12 protein-coding genes and 1 riboswitch are annotated in these 13,362 nt (G+C 70.9%); of the genes, 5 read left to right on the top strand and 7 right to left on the bottom strand.

All coding sequences use genetic code 11. From position 1 onward, the window contains the following. Positions 1 to 56 precede the first annotated feature (56 nt). The 5 genes from BLQ76_RS10115 to BLQ76_RS10095 all read left to right on the top strand — a co-directional run bounded on the left by BLQ76_RS10115 (position 57) and on the right by BLQ76_RS10095 (position 5,563). Positions 57 to 788 carry an SDR family oxidoreductase gene (locus BLQ76_RS10115; protein WP_090672798.1) on the top strand — a complete coding sequence of 244 codons (732 nt, stop codon included), beginning with the start codon at positions 57 to 59 and terminating at the stop codon, positions 786 to 788. Positions 789 to 1,163: 375 nt separating this feature from the next. Further along, the gene (locus BLQ76_RS10110; RefSeq protein WP_090672796.1) at positions 1,164 to 2,120 is read left to right on the top strand and encodes a metal ABC transporter substrate-binding protein; all 957 of its coding nucleotides are present in this window, start codon (positions 1,164 to 1,166) and stop codon (positions 2,118 to 2,120) included. Positions 2,121 to 2,215: 95 nt separating this feature from the next. Further along, positions 2,216 to 2,488: riboswitch (cobalamin riboswitch) on the top strand. 206 nt (positions 2,489 to 2,694) lie between these two features. Next, positions 2,695 to 3,714, top strand: a complete 1,020-nt coding sequence (locus tag BLQ76_RS10105; protein WP_090672794.1) for an ABC transporter substrate-binding protein — start codon at positions 2,695 to 2,697, stop codon at positions 3,712 to 3,714. After that, on the top strand, positions 3,711 to 4,751 hold the full coding sequence (locus BLQ76_RS10100) for a FecCD family ABC transporter permease (protein WP_090672792.1): 1,041 nt from the start codon (positions 3,711 to 3,713) through the stop codon (positions 4,749 to 4,751). The genes BLQ76_RS10105 and BLQ76_RS10100 overlap by 4 nt, the downstream gene beginning before the upstream one ends. Further along, positions 4,748 to 5,563 (top strand): ABC transporter ATP-binding protein, encoded by an 816-nt coding sequence (locus BLQ76_RS10095; RefSeq protein WP_090672790.1) that lies wholly within the window; start codon positions 4,748 to 4,750, stop codon positions 5,561 to 5,563. The genes BLQ76_RS10100 and BLQ76_RS10095 overlap by 4 nt, the downstream gene beginning before the upstream one ends. 3 nt (positions 5,564 to 5,566) lie before the next feature. Here BLQ76_RS10095 and BLQ76_RS22740 read toward each other — a convergent pair whose 3' ends face one another. From BLQ76_RS22740 to BLQ76_RS10060, 7 genes are all read right to left on the bottom strand, one after another. Continuing rightward, positions 5,567 to 6,193, bottom strand: coding sequence for a ZinT family metal-binding protein (locus BLQ76_RS22740; RefSeq protein WP_425285160.1), 627 nt, complete (start codon positions 6,191 to 6,193; stop codon positions 5,567 to 5,569). Between the two features lie 1,220 nt (positions 6,194 to 7,413). Further along, the gene (gene aztC / locus BLQ76_RS10085) at positions 7,414 to 8,343 is read right to left on the bottom strand and encodes a zinc ABC transporter substrate-binding protein AztC (protein ID WP_090673326.1); all 930 of its coding nucleotides are present in this window, start codon (positions 8,341 to 8,343) and stop codon (positions 7,414 to 7,416) included. A 159-nt stretch (positions 8,344 to 8,502) separates the two neighbouring features. Then, positions 8,503 to 9,096 carry an ABC transporter ATP-binding protein gene (locus BLQ76_RS10080; RefSeq protein WP_090672786.1) on the bottom strand — a complete coding sequence of 198 codons (594 nt, stop codon included), beginning with the start codon at positions 9,094 to 9,096 and terminating at the stop codon, positions 8,503 to 8,505. Beyond that, complete coding sequence (locus tag BLQ76_RS10075; RefSeq protein ID WP_090672784.1) at positions 9,089 to 9,880, bottom strand: ATP-binding cassette domain-containing protein; 792 nt, start codon at positions 9,878 to 9,880, stop codon at positions 9,089 to 9,091. The genes BLQ76_RS10080 and BLQ76_RS10075 overlap by 8 nt, the downstream gene beginning before the upstream one ends. Next, positions 9,880 to 10,710 (bottom strand): ABC transporter permease, encoded by an 831-nt coding sequence (locus tag BLQ76_RS10070; protein ID WP_090672782.1) that lies wholly within the window; start codon positions 10,708 to 10,710, stop codon positions 9,880 to 9,882. The genes BLQ76_RS10075 and BLQ76_RS10070 overlap by 1 nt, the downstream gene beginning before the upstream one ends. Continuing rightward, the gene (locus BLQ76_RS10065) at positions 10,707 to 11,717 is read right to left on the bottom strand and encodes an ABC transporter permease (protein ID WP_244519573.1); all 1,011 of its coding nucleotides are present in this window, start codon (positions 11,715 to 11,717) and stop codon (positions 10,707 to 10,709) included. Before BLQ76_RS10065 ends, BLQ76_RS10070 begins: the two co-directional genes overlap by 4 nt. Continuing rightward, on the bottom strand, positions 11,714 to 13,327 hold the full coding sequence (locus BLQ76_RS10060) for an ABC transporter substrate-binding protein (protein ID WP_244519572.1): 1,614 nt from the start codon (positions 13,325 to 13,327) through the stop codon (positions 11,714 to 11,716). The genes BLQ76_RS10065 and BLQ76_RS10060 overlap by 4 nt, the downstream gene beginning before the upstream one ends. Between the last annotated feature and the right edge of the window lie 35 nt (positions 13,328 to 13,362).

The following is a 13,362-nucleotide window of genomic DNA, read 5'->3' as shown; positions in this document are numbered from 1 at the left end:
ACCGGCGTCGCGGTTCGAACCGGACGCCGGACCCTTGAACGGAAGGACATAGCGGCATGGATATCGAAGGGCGGATCGTCTTGGTGACCGGCGCATCCTCGGGTATCGGAGCGGCGACGGCGCGGGCCGCCGACCGGTCCGGCGCCAGGGTCGTGCTTCTGGCCCGCAGACAGGCGCGGCTCGACGCGTTGGCGGCGGAGCTTTCCGATGCGCTCGCGGTCCGCTGCGACGTCACCCGACCGCAGGAGGTCGCGGACGCCGTGGCAGCCGCCGTGGCGCGCTTCGGCCGGATCGACGCCGTGGTCAACAACGCGGGGCAGGGGCTCTATGCCCCGGTCGAGGATATCGGGATCGACGCGTTTCGCGACCTTCTCGATCTCAATCTTCTCGGCCCGCTCGCGGTGATGCAGGCGGTCGTTCCGCTGATGCGGCGTCAGGGCGGCGGCGCCATCGTGAACGTCGGGTCGGGCGCCACGCTCGCGACCTACCCGGGTTCCGCCGCCTATACGAGTTCGAAGGCGGCCCTCGACATGCTGACCGCCGTGGCGCGTCTCGAACTCGCCGAGGCCGGGATCGCCGTTTCCCTCCTGCAGCCCTCGATCACCGCCACCGAGTTCTTTGGTGCCGTGCGCGCGGGCGAGGACGCCGCCAGGGCGCAGGAGCAGGGCACCGCGTCCCTTGCCCATGCGCCCGAACGGGTGGCGGCCGCGATCCTCGACCTGCTTCGAAGCGGCGCCGCGCGCGCCGATCTCGTGCCCGAGACGTTCGGCGGCAGCGTCCGGGGCTGAACCGGCAGCGGTTCGCACGCGCGGGGCGTCATTCCTCCATGCGTCAGGCGGGAAGGGTCGCTCCGCGTGCCGACCCTGGCACGGCGTGCCTGGCCCGTTTCGCAACGGGTCCCCGCCTCGCCGACGAGAGAACGGGCAGCGCTGGCGCGTTCCGTGTCAAGCGGACTTGCAGCCGGTAATGTTATAACATAACAAACGATACTGTCGGTTCGGGAGACAAGTCGTGCCGCATCGGCCTGTTCGTATCCTGCAGGGCTTATCGACCCACGATGACGCCGTCCTCGCGCCAACCTGTCGGCGGCGACGGTCGACCCCTGCAGGGGCCCAGCCGCCGGCTCGACGTTTCCTGCGCCTGCCCGTTGAAGGAGGTCTCCCATGCGCCTGTCCCGCACGCTTCTGACACTGGCCCTGTCGGGCTCGCTCCTCGGCTTCGTTTCCGCGGCGAGGGCCGAGGAGCCGATCCGGGTCGTGGCCTCGTTCTCGATCCTCGGCGACATGGTCCGGGAGATCGGGGGCGAGCACGTCGCGGTGACGACGCTCGTCGGCCCGGATGGTGACGCCCATGTCTACGAGCCCAAGCCGTCCGACGCCCGGGCGCTCGGCGCCGCCGATCTTCTCGTGGTCAACGGCCTCCGGTTCGAGGGCTGGCTGCCGCGCCTCGTCGACACCGCCGGCTTCAAGGGGCACGAGGTCGTCGCCACCGACGGTCTCGCGCCGATCCCCTTTGCGGGCGAGGACGAGCACGACCATACCGAGGACGCGGCGCACGATCACGAGGCCGAGCACGCCGCTCATGAGCACGGCGTCGACGATCCGCATGCGTGGCAGAACCTCGCCAACGGCGTCGTCTACGCCCAGAACATCGTGAAAGGCCTGACGGAGGCCGATCCCGCCCATGCGGCGGACTACCAGGCGAAGGGCAATAGCTATGTCGCCGCGATCCAGGCGCTGGACCGGGAGGTGAGGTCTCGGCTCGACGCCATTCCCGAGGCGCGTCGCAAGGTCGTGACCTCCCACGACGCGTTCGGCTACTTCGGCAAGGCCTACGGCATCGCCTTCATCGCTCCCGAGGGGGTCTCCACGGAAGCCGAGGCGTCCGCAGCCGACGTCGCCCAGATCATCCACCAGATCCGCGACGAGAACATCACCGCGGTCTTCGTCGAGAACGTTACGGATCCCCGCTTGATCGATCGCATCGTGGCCGAGACCGGGGCCAAGGTCGGCGGCACGCTGTATTCCGACGCGCTGTCGGGACCGGACGGACCGGCCTCGACCTACCTTGCCATGTTCCGCAACAATCTCGCGCAGATCGTCGCGGCGCTGCAGCCCTGAGCCTTGCGGCGTCAGGGGTGCCTGGTGCCCACCCTTTCCCTTGGGGAGACGGGCTCCTTCGGGCATGATGCCCGTTGACGCGTCCCGTCCCTGCCCGTACGCATCCTCGCGACGGTTTCCCCGCGGCGACGAGTCCGGGGGATTAAAAGGGAACACGGTGAGGACGACCCAATCGGGGCCGAAACCGTGGCTGCCCCCGCAACTGTAAGCGGATGCCGATCATCCCCGCGACGCTCCAGCGTCGCGGCGGGCCGCCGGGTCGCCCCGGCGCCATGCCACTGCGAAGCGCCTCCGGGCACCGAGCGGGAAGGCAGATGATCGACGTGACCTCCGCGAGCCAGGAGACCTGCCGTCGGCGATCGATCCACTTGTTCGGGCGGGGATGCCCGGAAAGGATGCCCATGACGGCCCACCTCCGGCGCCCACGCGCCCACGCTCCCCCTTTCGCCTCCCGCCTGCGAGCGTTCGCGCGCCGCTGAGGCGCCGCGCACCTCGGTCCCACCACCATCCGGGCGACCCAGGCCGCACGCCGCGGCATGGCGAAGCTGCGCCCGCCGCCATCAGGAATGCGTTCATGCTCTTCCGCCGCCGCTCCGCCGCGCTCGGCCTCCTTGCCGCCGTTCTCTCCTCGGGCGCTGCCTTCGCCGCCCCGACGCAGTACCCACTGGAGATGGAGAACTGCGGCCGCACGCTGCGCTTCGAGAAGGCGCCGGCGCGCGCGGTCTCGATCGGCCAGTCCACCACCGAGATCCTGTATCTCCTCGGCGTCGCCGATCGGGTCGCCGGCACGGCGCTCTGGTTCAGTCCGGTGCTTCCCGGCTTCGAGGAGGCGAACGCGAAGGTGAAGCGCCTCGCCGACAACGACCCGAGCTTCGAGAGCGTCGTCGCCGAGCGCCCGGACCTCGTCACCACGCAGTTCGAATGGCAGATCGGCCCGCAGGGCGTCGTCGCGACGCCCGAGCAGTTCGCGGAACTTGGCATCCCCGTCTACACCTCGCCCGCCGACTGCCGGGGCAAGGATAACTCGCGGGGCGGCGACGGCATCCGGACGGCGCGCTTCACCATGGACCTCGTCTACCAGGAGGTCGTGGACCTCGCCCGCATCTTCGACGTCGAGGACAAGGGCGCGGCGGTGGTGGCGGACCTGAAGGCACGCGAGACGGCGGCCAAGGCGAAGATCGCCGGGCTGAAGGAGGGCACCTCCGCCGTGTTCTGGTTCTCCTCGGCCGAAGGCGACATCGACCCCTACGTCGCCGGGCAGAGCGGCGCGCCGGGATACGTGATGTCCCTTCTCGGGGTGCGCAACGTCATCGACAGCCAGGAGGAATGGCCGACCGTCGGCTGGGAGACGATCGCGCGCGCCAACCCGACGGTGATCGTCGCCGGCCGGATGGACCGCCGCCGCTTTCCCGCCGACGACATCGCCGTGAAGCTCGAGTTCCTGCGCACCGACCCGGTCGCGAGCCTGATGCCCGCGGTGAAGGACGGGCGCGTCGTCGAGATGGACGCGCAGGCGATGAACCCGACGATCCGCACGATCGACGGCATCGAGCGGCTGGCCGACGCCCTCGCGAAGGCCGGCCTCGCCCGGTGAGCCGGGCCGCCGCCCATCCGGCACGCGCCGCCGGCTTCGCGCTCGGTGCGCTGGCACTCTTCCTCGCCGCCCTCGTCGTCGGGGCGGCGGTGGGGGAGACGCGCATTCCGTTCGCCACAGTCGCGGCGACGATCGCCGACCGCCTCTGGGGCGGCGGCCATACGCTCGATCCGATCGACGCGGGCATCGTCTGGAACTACCGCCTGTCGCGCGCCGTGGTGGCGGCGGCCTGCGGCGCGGCGCTGGCCGTCTCCGGCGCGGTCCTCCAGTCACTCCTGCGCAACCCTTTGGCCGACCCCTACCTTCTCGGCATCTCCGCCGGTGCCTCGTCGGGCGCGGTGGCGGTCGCGATCCTCGGGCTCGGCGGCGGACTCCTGTCGTTGCCGCTCGGCGCGCTTGGCGGGGCGCTCCTTGCCTTCGGCGTCGTGTCCGGCCTCGCGCTGCTGGCCGGGCGCGGGGCGGCGGCGATCATCCTTGCGGGCATCGCGGGCTCGCAGCTCTTCAACGCGCTGACCTCGCTCATCATCACCAAGTCCGCCACCGCCGACCAGGCGCGAGGCATCCTGTTCTGGCTGCTCGGCAACCTGTCAGGCGTGCGCTGGCCGGACGCGGGGCTGGCGGTGCCCGTGGCGGTGGCGGGTCTCGCGGTCTGTCTGCTCCACGCCCGTTCGCTCGATGCCTTCGCCTTCGGCACGGCGTCCGCCGCCGCGCTCGGCATCCCCGTGCGCCGGGTGCGGGCGGTGCTGATCGGGGCGACCGCGCTGATGACGGCCGTCATGGTCTCGATCGCCGGGTCGATCGGCTTCGTCGGGCTCGTCATCCCCCACGCGGCGCGGCTCGTCGTCGGCGTGCGCCACGGCGCGCTCCTGCCCGCCTCCGCCCTGATCGGGGCGCTGTTCATGATCGCCGCCGACGTCCTGTCGCGCACCGTCATCCCCGGTCAGGTCCTGCCGATCGGCGTGATGACGGCGCTGGTCGGCGCGCCCGCCTTCGCGCTGATCCTGATCCACCGTCCCGTCGCGAGCACGGCGCGGTGAGGCTTGCCGCGAACAGCCTGCGATACCGGGCCGGTGGCCGGTTGATCGCCGATGGCGTGTCGCTGGAGGTCCAGCCGGGCGAGTTCCTGGCGCTGGTCGGGCCGAACGGGTCGGGCAAGACGACGTTGATCGCGATGCTGGCGGGCCTGAAACGCCCGCATGGCGGAGCGGCGACGCTGGACGGGCGATCGGTCGCGCGGATGCCGCGCCGCGATCTCGCGCGCGTGCTGGCGCTGGTCGAGCAGCAGGCGGAAACGTCGGAACGGCTCACCGCCCGCCAGGCGGTGGAACTCGGACGTACGCCCCATCTCGGGACGCTGTCGACCTGGAGCGAACGCGACGAGGCGGTCGTCACGCAGGCGCTCGAGTCCGTCGGCATGGCATCCTTCGCCGAGCGTCCCTGGCATTCGCTGTCGGGCGGCGAGCGGCAGCGCCTTCACATCGCCCGTGCGCTGGCGCAGGAGCCGCGCGTGCTCGTCCTCGATGAGCCCACCAACCATCTCGACATCGAGCACCAGCTCGGGCTCCTGGCGCTGGTGCGTCGGCGCGGCGGGACGGTTCTCGCCGCGCTCCACGACTTGCATCACGCCGCCCTGTTCGCCGACCGCATCGCCGTGATGCAGGGCGGACGGCTCGTCGCCGTCGGGCCGCCGTCGGAGGTGCTGACGCCCGAGCTGATCCGTGCCGTGTTCCGGGTCGAGGCGAGCGTGGAGGCCGGTCCCGGCGGGCGTCCCGTCCTTCGGTTCGCTCCGCCCGCACCGACCGCGGCGGATCGGCACCGCCGCGGATCGGAGGAGCGGGCGGCGTCGTGACGCTCAGTGAGCCATCATCTCGCTCGCGATCTCGTTCGGGCCGAGCGACGACGGGTAGTAGGTCGGCCAGTTCGTGACCTCGTTCAGGAGCGCGGCGCGGTCGTTGCCCCAGTAGAGGTGGTAGTGGTCGGCCTTGGTCGGCGAGATGCCGTGATCGCTGAACTGGATGAACTGCGGCGCATCAGCATTGCCGCCCGTCTTGCGGAAGATGAAGCGGACGCCGCGGTTGCCCTTCTTGTAGGTCAGGGTCTCGCGGCCGTCGGAGGCGTAGGTTCCCATGGTCGGCTGGCCGTCCTTGTAGAAGGTCACGACGTCGCCCTCGATCGTGATCCGCTCGACATCCGTCCGGTAGCCGGTCTCGTACTCGGCCTTGTACCCGGCCGCATCCATCGTGCCCGTCTCGGCCTTGTGCCGCCAGACCGGATCGAGCGTGCCGTCGCGAAGGTACGGGTAGACCGACTGCCAGTCGCCGGCATAGTCCGACAGGGGACGGTCTTGGATCTGGCTGTCCTCGAAGTAGCCCGCATAGATCTTCGGGTCGCCGTGGCTGTGGGCGTGGCCCGCATGGTCGTGACCGTCGCCCTCGTGCATCACGCCGCTGCCGCCGACCACGGCGATGTTGTAGGGCATGCCCTCGACCGGGATCATGCCGGCTTCCTCGAGGGTGTCCTTGGCGATACGCCGGACAAGGCCGGCCTTGGGATCGCTCATGACGACCTCGTCGCCCGCCATGGCGATGCGCGGGCGCGGATCGTTCCAGTGCCCATCCATGGAGTAGGGCTCGGTGACGCGGGCGCTCCTGGCAACCTTGCCCTCCAGGACGTCGATCTGGTGCAGCGTGCCGTCCTCGGTCAGGACGTAGCCGAAGCGGGCATTGGCGGGATCCAGCGCGAAGTCGATGCGCCGGAACGGCAGTTCGATGTGGCGGATGTGGGGTTCGTCCACGGGATCGACGACGACGAGGCCCTTGGCGCCGTAGTTGCCGAGGAACACCTGCATCGCCTTCGAGCCGATCAGCGTCCCGGTGCTGTCCCCGGCCGGCAGGTCGGCCGGGTAGGGCAGCATCGTGAAGGACGGCCCGTTTGTGCCGGCGGTCACGGTGAGGATACCCTCCTCGCAGCCCGTCGCGAGATAGGCGCCCGAGAAAGCCTCGCCGTGGATGCCGGTGCAGGTCGCCACGTCGCCGACGGGGGTGCCGTCCGCCGTCACCTGCTGGAGACCGAGGCGTTTGGGTGCCGTGTCACCTTCGACGGGGGCGTCGGACGCGACGCTGGTCACCCACGCGCTGCCGATCGGCGCGGCATAGCCGTGATGGGCCCGCGCCTGCGGAAGCCGGGTCGCTTCGACCTCGCCTTCACCCAGCTTGTGCGCGTTCACGACGGCGGCGTATCCCCCGCGATCGAAGTTGATCACGACCTTCCCGACGTGGTCGATCAGGTGGAAGGGGCGGGGACCCGTCAGGGTTTCCCGGACGGCGGCCGGGTCGGCGATCTCGATGTCGGCGTGGTCGCCGTGCGAATGGAGCGAGATGCCGCTGCGCATGAAGTGCACGGCGTCGCTGTCGGACTGGACGGCCACGACCGCGGAGCCGTCGTCGACGCCGTAGAGCTTGGGCTGGCCGGTCGTGGCGAACGTCCAGCGCTTCGACGGCTCCGTGAGGTCGAAGGCCGTCACGCGCGGGTCCGCGTGGTCGCCCACGAACACGCGGTAGTGCGTCACGTCCTCGCGAGCGTGTTCGGCGTCCTGCGCCACGGCATGGACCGTGAGCGCGAGCGAAAGACCTGTCGCACAGGCCAGCGATCTCGGCATTCTGTTCTCCTGTCAGAGGATCGGAAAAGGGGGAGGGATCGTCAGTCCACGGCAAGCGCCGCGGCGATGGTCCGGGCGTTGTGGCGCATCATCGCGGCATAGCTCGGCGCCGGCCCGTCGGCCTTCGAGAGCGCATCGGAATAGAGCGTGCCGCCGAGCGCGATCCCCGCCTCGGCGGCGATGCGCTCAACGAGGCGCGCGTTCGAGATGTTCTCCGCAAAGGCCGCGACGGCGCGCCCGGCGCGGATCTCGCGAACGAGCGAGGCGACGTCCGCCGCCGAAGCCTCGGCCTCGGTGGACAGGCCCTGGGGCGACAGGAACCGGACGCCGTAGTCGCGCTCGAAGTAGCGGAAGGCGTTGTGCGCGACGACGCCGACGCGCCGATCCGCCGGGAAGGCATCGATCGTCTGCCGGATCTCGGCATCGAGCGCGTCGAGCGCGTGCCCGTAGGCGACGGCATTCGCCTCGTAGCTGGCGCAGCGCGCCCTGTCCGCCTCGCAGAAGGCGCGGGCGATATTGCCGACATAGACCTTCGCGTTGTGGACCGACTGCCAGGCATGCGGATCGTTCGGCGTGGCATGGAATACCGCCTGGCCGTCGACGACGTGGTAGTGCCCACCCTCCGGGTCGGCGAGGATCGCGGCTCCTCGGCTGACCTCGACGGCGGGCGCCTTCGTGCCGCTGGCCGCCAGGAGACGCGGCAGGAAGCCTTCCAGAAGAAGGCCGTTCACCAACACGACGTCGGCAGCGGCCAGCGCTCGCGCATCGGCGGGGCGGGGCTCGTAGACGTGCGCGTCGCCATCCGGCCCCACCAGCGTCGTCAGAACGACGTGCTCGCCGCCGACCTCGCGCGCAAGGTCCCCCAGAATCGAGAAGCTGGCGACGACGCGCAGGGGCTCGGCGCAGGCTGCAGGGATGCCTGTCAGCAGCGCAAGGCAGGCGCCGGCGATCAGACCGGCGGATCGGATCATCCTTGCAGCAGCGATGGATAAGCGGGCGGACAGGTCTTGCGGCATCGCGGTCTCCGGCTTGCAAGAGGTGTCGACGCGACCTCTCTCCGACCTCGTACCTGTTATGTTATAACATAACAATAGCGAGGACGCCGAGAACGGCGGCGGGGCGCCGTGGCGTCAGCGCAGGGTGATGCGGCGCAACGCGACCCGATCCAGCAGCGCCGGCTCGTGACTGATCGCCAGGATGCCGATGCCCCGCTCCCGCGACAGGCGCAGAAGCGCGGTCCAGATCAGCGCTTGCGCGACGGGATCGAGCGCCGAGGTGATCTCGTCGGCGACGAGATAGCGCGTGCCGGGCGCGAGCGAGCGCAGGAGGGCGACACGCTGGAGCTGACCGCCCGACAGCTCGTGCGGAAAGCGTCGGTCCCAGGCGGGATCGACGCCGAGCGCGCTGCGGGCGGCGGAGTCCGGTTGGTGGCTTTCCCGCAGGACGCGGCCGATGCGCCAGCGCGGGTTCATCGCCAGAACCGGTGTCTGCGGCACGTATTGGACGGGGCGGAAGCCGGCTTGGGGCAGGGCGGTGCCGTCGATCGTCACCCGTCCACGATCCGGCACGAGATGCCCGGCGAGAAGCCGCGCCAGCGTCGTCTTGCCGGAACCCGACGCCCCCTCGAGACCGACGACCTCGCCGGGCGCGACGTGAAGCGACACGTCCCGAAGGAGCGGAACGTCGGGACGGAAGCGGTGATGGATCGACCGGGCCTCAAGCACCGACGCGTTCCCCCGCCTGAAAGCCGTTCTGCGGCACGGCCTGCCAGAGCCGACGGCTCCCCTCGTGCCGCAGGTCGTCGCCGGCCCCGCGAAAGGCGCTGGCCGCCTCGGCCGGCAGCGTCGCCCCGTCCCAGAGCGTCACGACCCGGTCGGCGACCGGTATCGCGAGCGCGAGGTCGTGCGTGATCAGAAGCACGGCGCCGCCGGCGTCGGCCGCCTGCCGAAGCGTCGCCAGGACCGTTGCGGCATTGCGCGGATCGAGGCCGTCGGTCGGCTCGTCCGCCAGGATCGTGTCCGCGCCGGTGCCGAGCGCCGCAGCCAGAAGGGCTCGCCGCGCCATTCCGCCCGAGAGTTCCGCCGGTCGCAGGGCGGCGCTGGCAGCCGGCAGGCCCACGGCCGCCAACGCAAAGCCGACATCCACGGCTCGCCCGCCGCGCCGTCCGGCCCAGGCCAGCTGCCGCCCGACTGGCGCCAGCGGATCGAGATGGGTCGGCGATTGAGGCACGAGCGCGAGCCGACGCCCGCGTGCCCCGCGCAACGCCGCCTCGTCGAGCGGTTGCCCGTCCAGCCGGACCTCGCCCCGAACCCGTGCGTTGGGCGGCAGAAGCCCCAGCACCGCGTGCGCCAGGAGGCTCTTGCCTCCGCCCGACGCTCCGACCAGCGCCAGCACCTCGCCCGGACGCACCTCCAGCGTCGCGGACCCGAGGCCCACCACGGTTTCGCGCCGCAATCCCGCGCGCCTCCGGAACTCCACGCCGAGGTCGCGTATCGCAAGGTGCCCCATCAGGCCGGCTCGCCGCGCGGGTCGAGAAGCCGTCGCAGGCCGTTGCCGAGCGTGTCGAAGGCCAGAACCAGGGCCAGCAACGCCAGGCCGGGAAACACGGCCAGCCACCATCGGCCGGCCGCCAGCGTGCGCATCGCATCGGACAGGAGGATGCCGATCGCCGGCCGCGAGGGTTCGAGTCCGAAGCCCAGGAAGGTCAGGCCCGCCTCGTGCAGGATCGCATGCGGAAACAGGAGAACGAAGCCGACCAGGGCCTGCGGCACGAGATGCGGAAGGACATGGTGCAGAAGCACGAAGCCTTTCGAGCGTCCGAAGCCGAGCGACAGGGTGACGAATTCCGCCTCGCGGATCTGAAGCAGTTCGGCCCGCAGGACGCGCGTCAGGCGGGGCCAGTGCGTCACCGCCACCGCGACGATCACGGCCGAGGTCCCGCCGCCAAGCGCGAACGAGACGAGGATCAGAAGAACGAGGTGCGGCAGGCCGAGAAACGCGTCCACGAGAAAGCACACCGCCGCGTCGGCGCGCCGACCGATGCCCGAGGCCAGAGCCATGACGATCGCGAGCGCGGTGGACAGTCCGGCTGCGACGAGGCCGACGCGCAGGCTGGTGCCGAGACCCGCCAGGGTCCGGGCGAGAAGATCGCGGCCGAGCGCGTCGGTTCCGAAGGGGTGAGCGGCGCCGGGCGGAAGAAGCCGCAGGCCGAAGTTCGTCAGGCGAGCCGGTTCCGCTGCCAGGACCGACGCGGCGGCGACCCCGATCACGAGCGCCAGCGCGGCCGCGGGAAGCGCTGCGGGGCGCAGGTCGAGGCTCGATGCCGTATCCCGGCTCATGCGCCATGGCCCAGCAGCGCCGGACGCTGCGTGCGCGTGCGGGGATCGAGACGGCGGGACAGGACGTCGCCCGCCTGGTTCCCGATGGTGACCACCAGCGTCGCCAGAAGCGTGATCGCCAGAAGAAGCGGCACGTCGCCGGTCAAGGCGGCCTCGAGCGTCGCGCGACCGAGACCGGGATAGTTGAAAACGGCTTCGGCCAGGATCGCGCCGCCCAGGATCTCGCTGAGCGATGCGAAGAGGATCGCGACCGCCGGAAGCGCGGCGTTGCGCGCGACGTGGCGCAGGAGGATGTCGCCGGTGGTCGCGCCCTGCGCCCGCGCCAGGAGAACGAAGTCGGAGCGCATGATCTCCGCGACCTTGGCGCGCGTATGAAGCGCGACCTGCGGGATGCCGACCAGCGAAAGCGCCAGAAGCGGCAGCACGAGGTGGTAGAGGCGCTGGAGCAGCGTGACCGCGTCGGGCTCGACGCCGATCGGGCCAGCACAGCAGAGCGGGGTCCAGCGGAGCGTGACCGAGAAGAACGAGAGCAGGAGGATCGCCACCCAGAAGGACGGAGCCGACGCGGTCAGGTAGGCGCCCAGGCGCAAGGTGCGGTCGAGCCAGGATCCCTCGAAGGCGCCCGCCAGCAGACCGATCGCAAAGCCGACCGCGCCCGACAGGATCCAGGCGGGTGCCGTCAGGCGAAGCGAGGGTAGGCCGCGCTCGGCGAGTACCGCGCCGACCGGCGCGGCGTAGCTGGTGCTCCAGCCGAGATCGCCCTGCAGGATGCGGGCCGCCCAGCGGCCGAACTGGACGGGAGCGGGCTGGTCGAGGCCCCAACTGCTCGCGATCTGCGCCCGCTGTTCCGGGCTCGCTCGCGCGATCGCCGGTCCGAGATAGGCGTCGATCGGGTCGACCGGCGAGAGCTTCATGAGAGCAAAGGCCACCGCCGCCACGAAGGCGAGAAGGAGCGCGAGGCGCAGAACCGCGGTCGCTGCCGCCAGCGCGGCGCGCGACCGGATCACTCGCAGGTCCAGCGCCAATCGGCGATCGACGCCGTGATCGGCCAGCCGTGGCCGTGCGGCTCGATCTGCGGACGGCCGATGTCGAGGCACCGGTTCACGAAGTAGACGTGGTCGAGGTTGACGAGCCAGGCCCAGGCGGCGTCGCCCTGCAGGCCGTAGCCGGTGGTGCCGTCGAAGGCCGCCCGGCGCCAGAAGGGATAGGAGGCCTCGAGGCCGGAAGCCGCCTGGGCCTGTGCGAAGGCGGCATCCACCGCCTCGTTCGCATAGAAGGTTGGGTTCAGATACTCGACCCCGCCGAGCGAGGACTCGTAGAGGCTGTAGAGCTGGTAGGGCGAATGGCTGCCGAAGCCGAAGATGACGGGTTCGGCGTGCATGACGCGGTTGATCGCGTCCCAGGACGAACCCTCGGGCGTCGCCTCGATACCGAGCGGGCGCAGGAGTTCGGCCGCGACCTCCGCCAGCGACTGCCGTGTCGTATCGGACGCTGGGTAGTGGATCGGGAAGGCCGCGCGGACCCCGCCCCGCACCCGGATTCCGTCGGATCCCTCGCGCCAACCCGCCTCGTCGAGGATGCGCCGGGCCGCGGCGAGGTCGAACGACACGCGGTCGGCCTCGCCGGCCCAGGCAAGGCCGTCGGCCGGCCCGAAGGCGGGCGTGCCGTGCCCGTGCAGCGCGACCTCGACGATAGCGGCGCGGTCGAGCCCGAGGTTGATCGCCTGGCGCACGGCCCGGTCGGAGGTCACCGCGTTGCCGATCCGTCCGCCGTTTGCGTCGCGCCGGCCGGTGTCGGGCAAGAAGGGCAGGCTGATGCCGCGGTTGTCGACGGTTCGCACGCTTTCGGCCCGGAAGCCGTCGGGCACGGCATCGGCCAGCGGAGCGGGCACGGACACCATGTCGACCGCGCCGGCCTGGGCTGCGGCAAGCCCCGCGTCCTCGCCGGTGAACAGGAACGTCACGCGCTCGAAGGCCGGCTTCTTGCCGTAGTAGCCGGGATTGCGCTCCACGATGAGCTGCTCGCCCTCGCTCCAGGACACGAGGCGATAGGGACCCGATCCGATCGGATGGCGCGCGTAATCCGGCCCGTAGGAGGCGGCCGGCACGATGCCGAGCGAGAAGAACGTTTCCGTGAACGTGATCCACGGCTTCTTGAGGCGCAGGACGACGGTGGCATCGTCGCGCGCGGTTGCGCTTTCGAGGACCGAAAGGTCGAGCGCGCCCGCGGTCCGGGCGCCCTGCGTGTAGGTGAAGGCGACATCGCGGGCGGTGAGGGCGGTTCCGTCGGAGAAGACCGCATCGTTGCGGATCTGGACCGTCCATGTCAGCCGGTCGTCGGACAGCGTCCAGCTGGAGGCCAGATCCCCCTCGGTGCGAAGATCGGCGTCGCGGCGCAGAAGCGTCGACTGGAACAGGGGATGGCCGTAGGCTCCCCAACCGAGCAACGGGTCGTAGCCGGTCTCCGGCTCTCCGCCGATCGCCAGGACGAGATCGGTCTTCGCGGCGGCGGCGGCCGGTCCCGCGGCGCACAGGAGCACCGGAAGAAGGGCAAGCAGGGCAACGGTCTGGCGCATCGGCTCGGCGGTCGAAAGGGTTTCGGGAACGCGGCGGACCATACGGATCGTCCGGGTATGATGTCCATGCCAAAAGA

Source organism: Aureimonas jatrophae, assembly GCF_900104035.1.
In the GTDB taxonomy this organism is placed as follows: Bacteria; Pseudomonadota; Alphaproteobacteria; order Rhizobiales; family Rhizobiaceae; genus Aureimonas; species Aureimonas jatrophae.
Note: the sequence above shows the minus strand (reverse complement) of the source record. Positions and strands in the feature narration are given on the sequence as shown.

Bases quoted from the DNA above. Each gene is read 5' to 3' on its own strand.
- BLQ76_RS10110 (WP_090672796.1), top strand. From the start codon at position 1,164: ATGCGCCTGTCCCGCACGCTTCTGACACTGGCCCTGTCGGGCTCGCTC.
- BLQ76_RS10105 (WP_090672794.1), top strand. From the start codon at position 2,695: ATGCTCTTCCGCCGCCGCTCCGCCGCGCTCGGCCTCCTTGCCGCCGTT.
- BLQ76_RS10075 (WP_090672784.1), bottom strand. From the start codon at position 9,880: ATGGGGCACCTTGCGATACGCGACCTCGGCGTGGAGTTCCGGAGGCGC.
- aztC (WP_090673326.1), bottom strand. From the start codon at position 8,343: ATGATCCGATCCGCCGGTCTGATCGCCGGCGCCTGCCTTGCGCTGCTG.
- BLQ76_RS22740 (WP_425285160.1), bottom strand. From the start codon at position 6,193: ATGCCCTACAACATCGCCGTGGTCGGCGGCAGCGGCGTGATGCACGAG.
- BLQ76_RS10070 (WP_090672782.1), bottom strand. From the start codon at position 10,710: ATGAGCCGGGATACGGCATCGAGCCTCGACCTGCGCCCCGCAGCGCTT.
- BLQ76_RS10115 (WP_090672798.1), top strand. From the start codon at position 57: ATGGATATCGAAGGGCGGATCGTCTTGGTGACCGGCGCATCCTCGGGT.
- BLQ76_RS10060 (WP_244519572.1), bottom strand. From the start codon at position 13,327: ATGGTCCGCCGCGTTCCCGAAACCCTTTCGACCGCCGAGCCGATGCGC.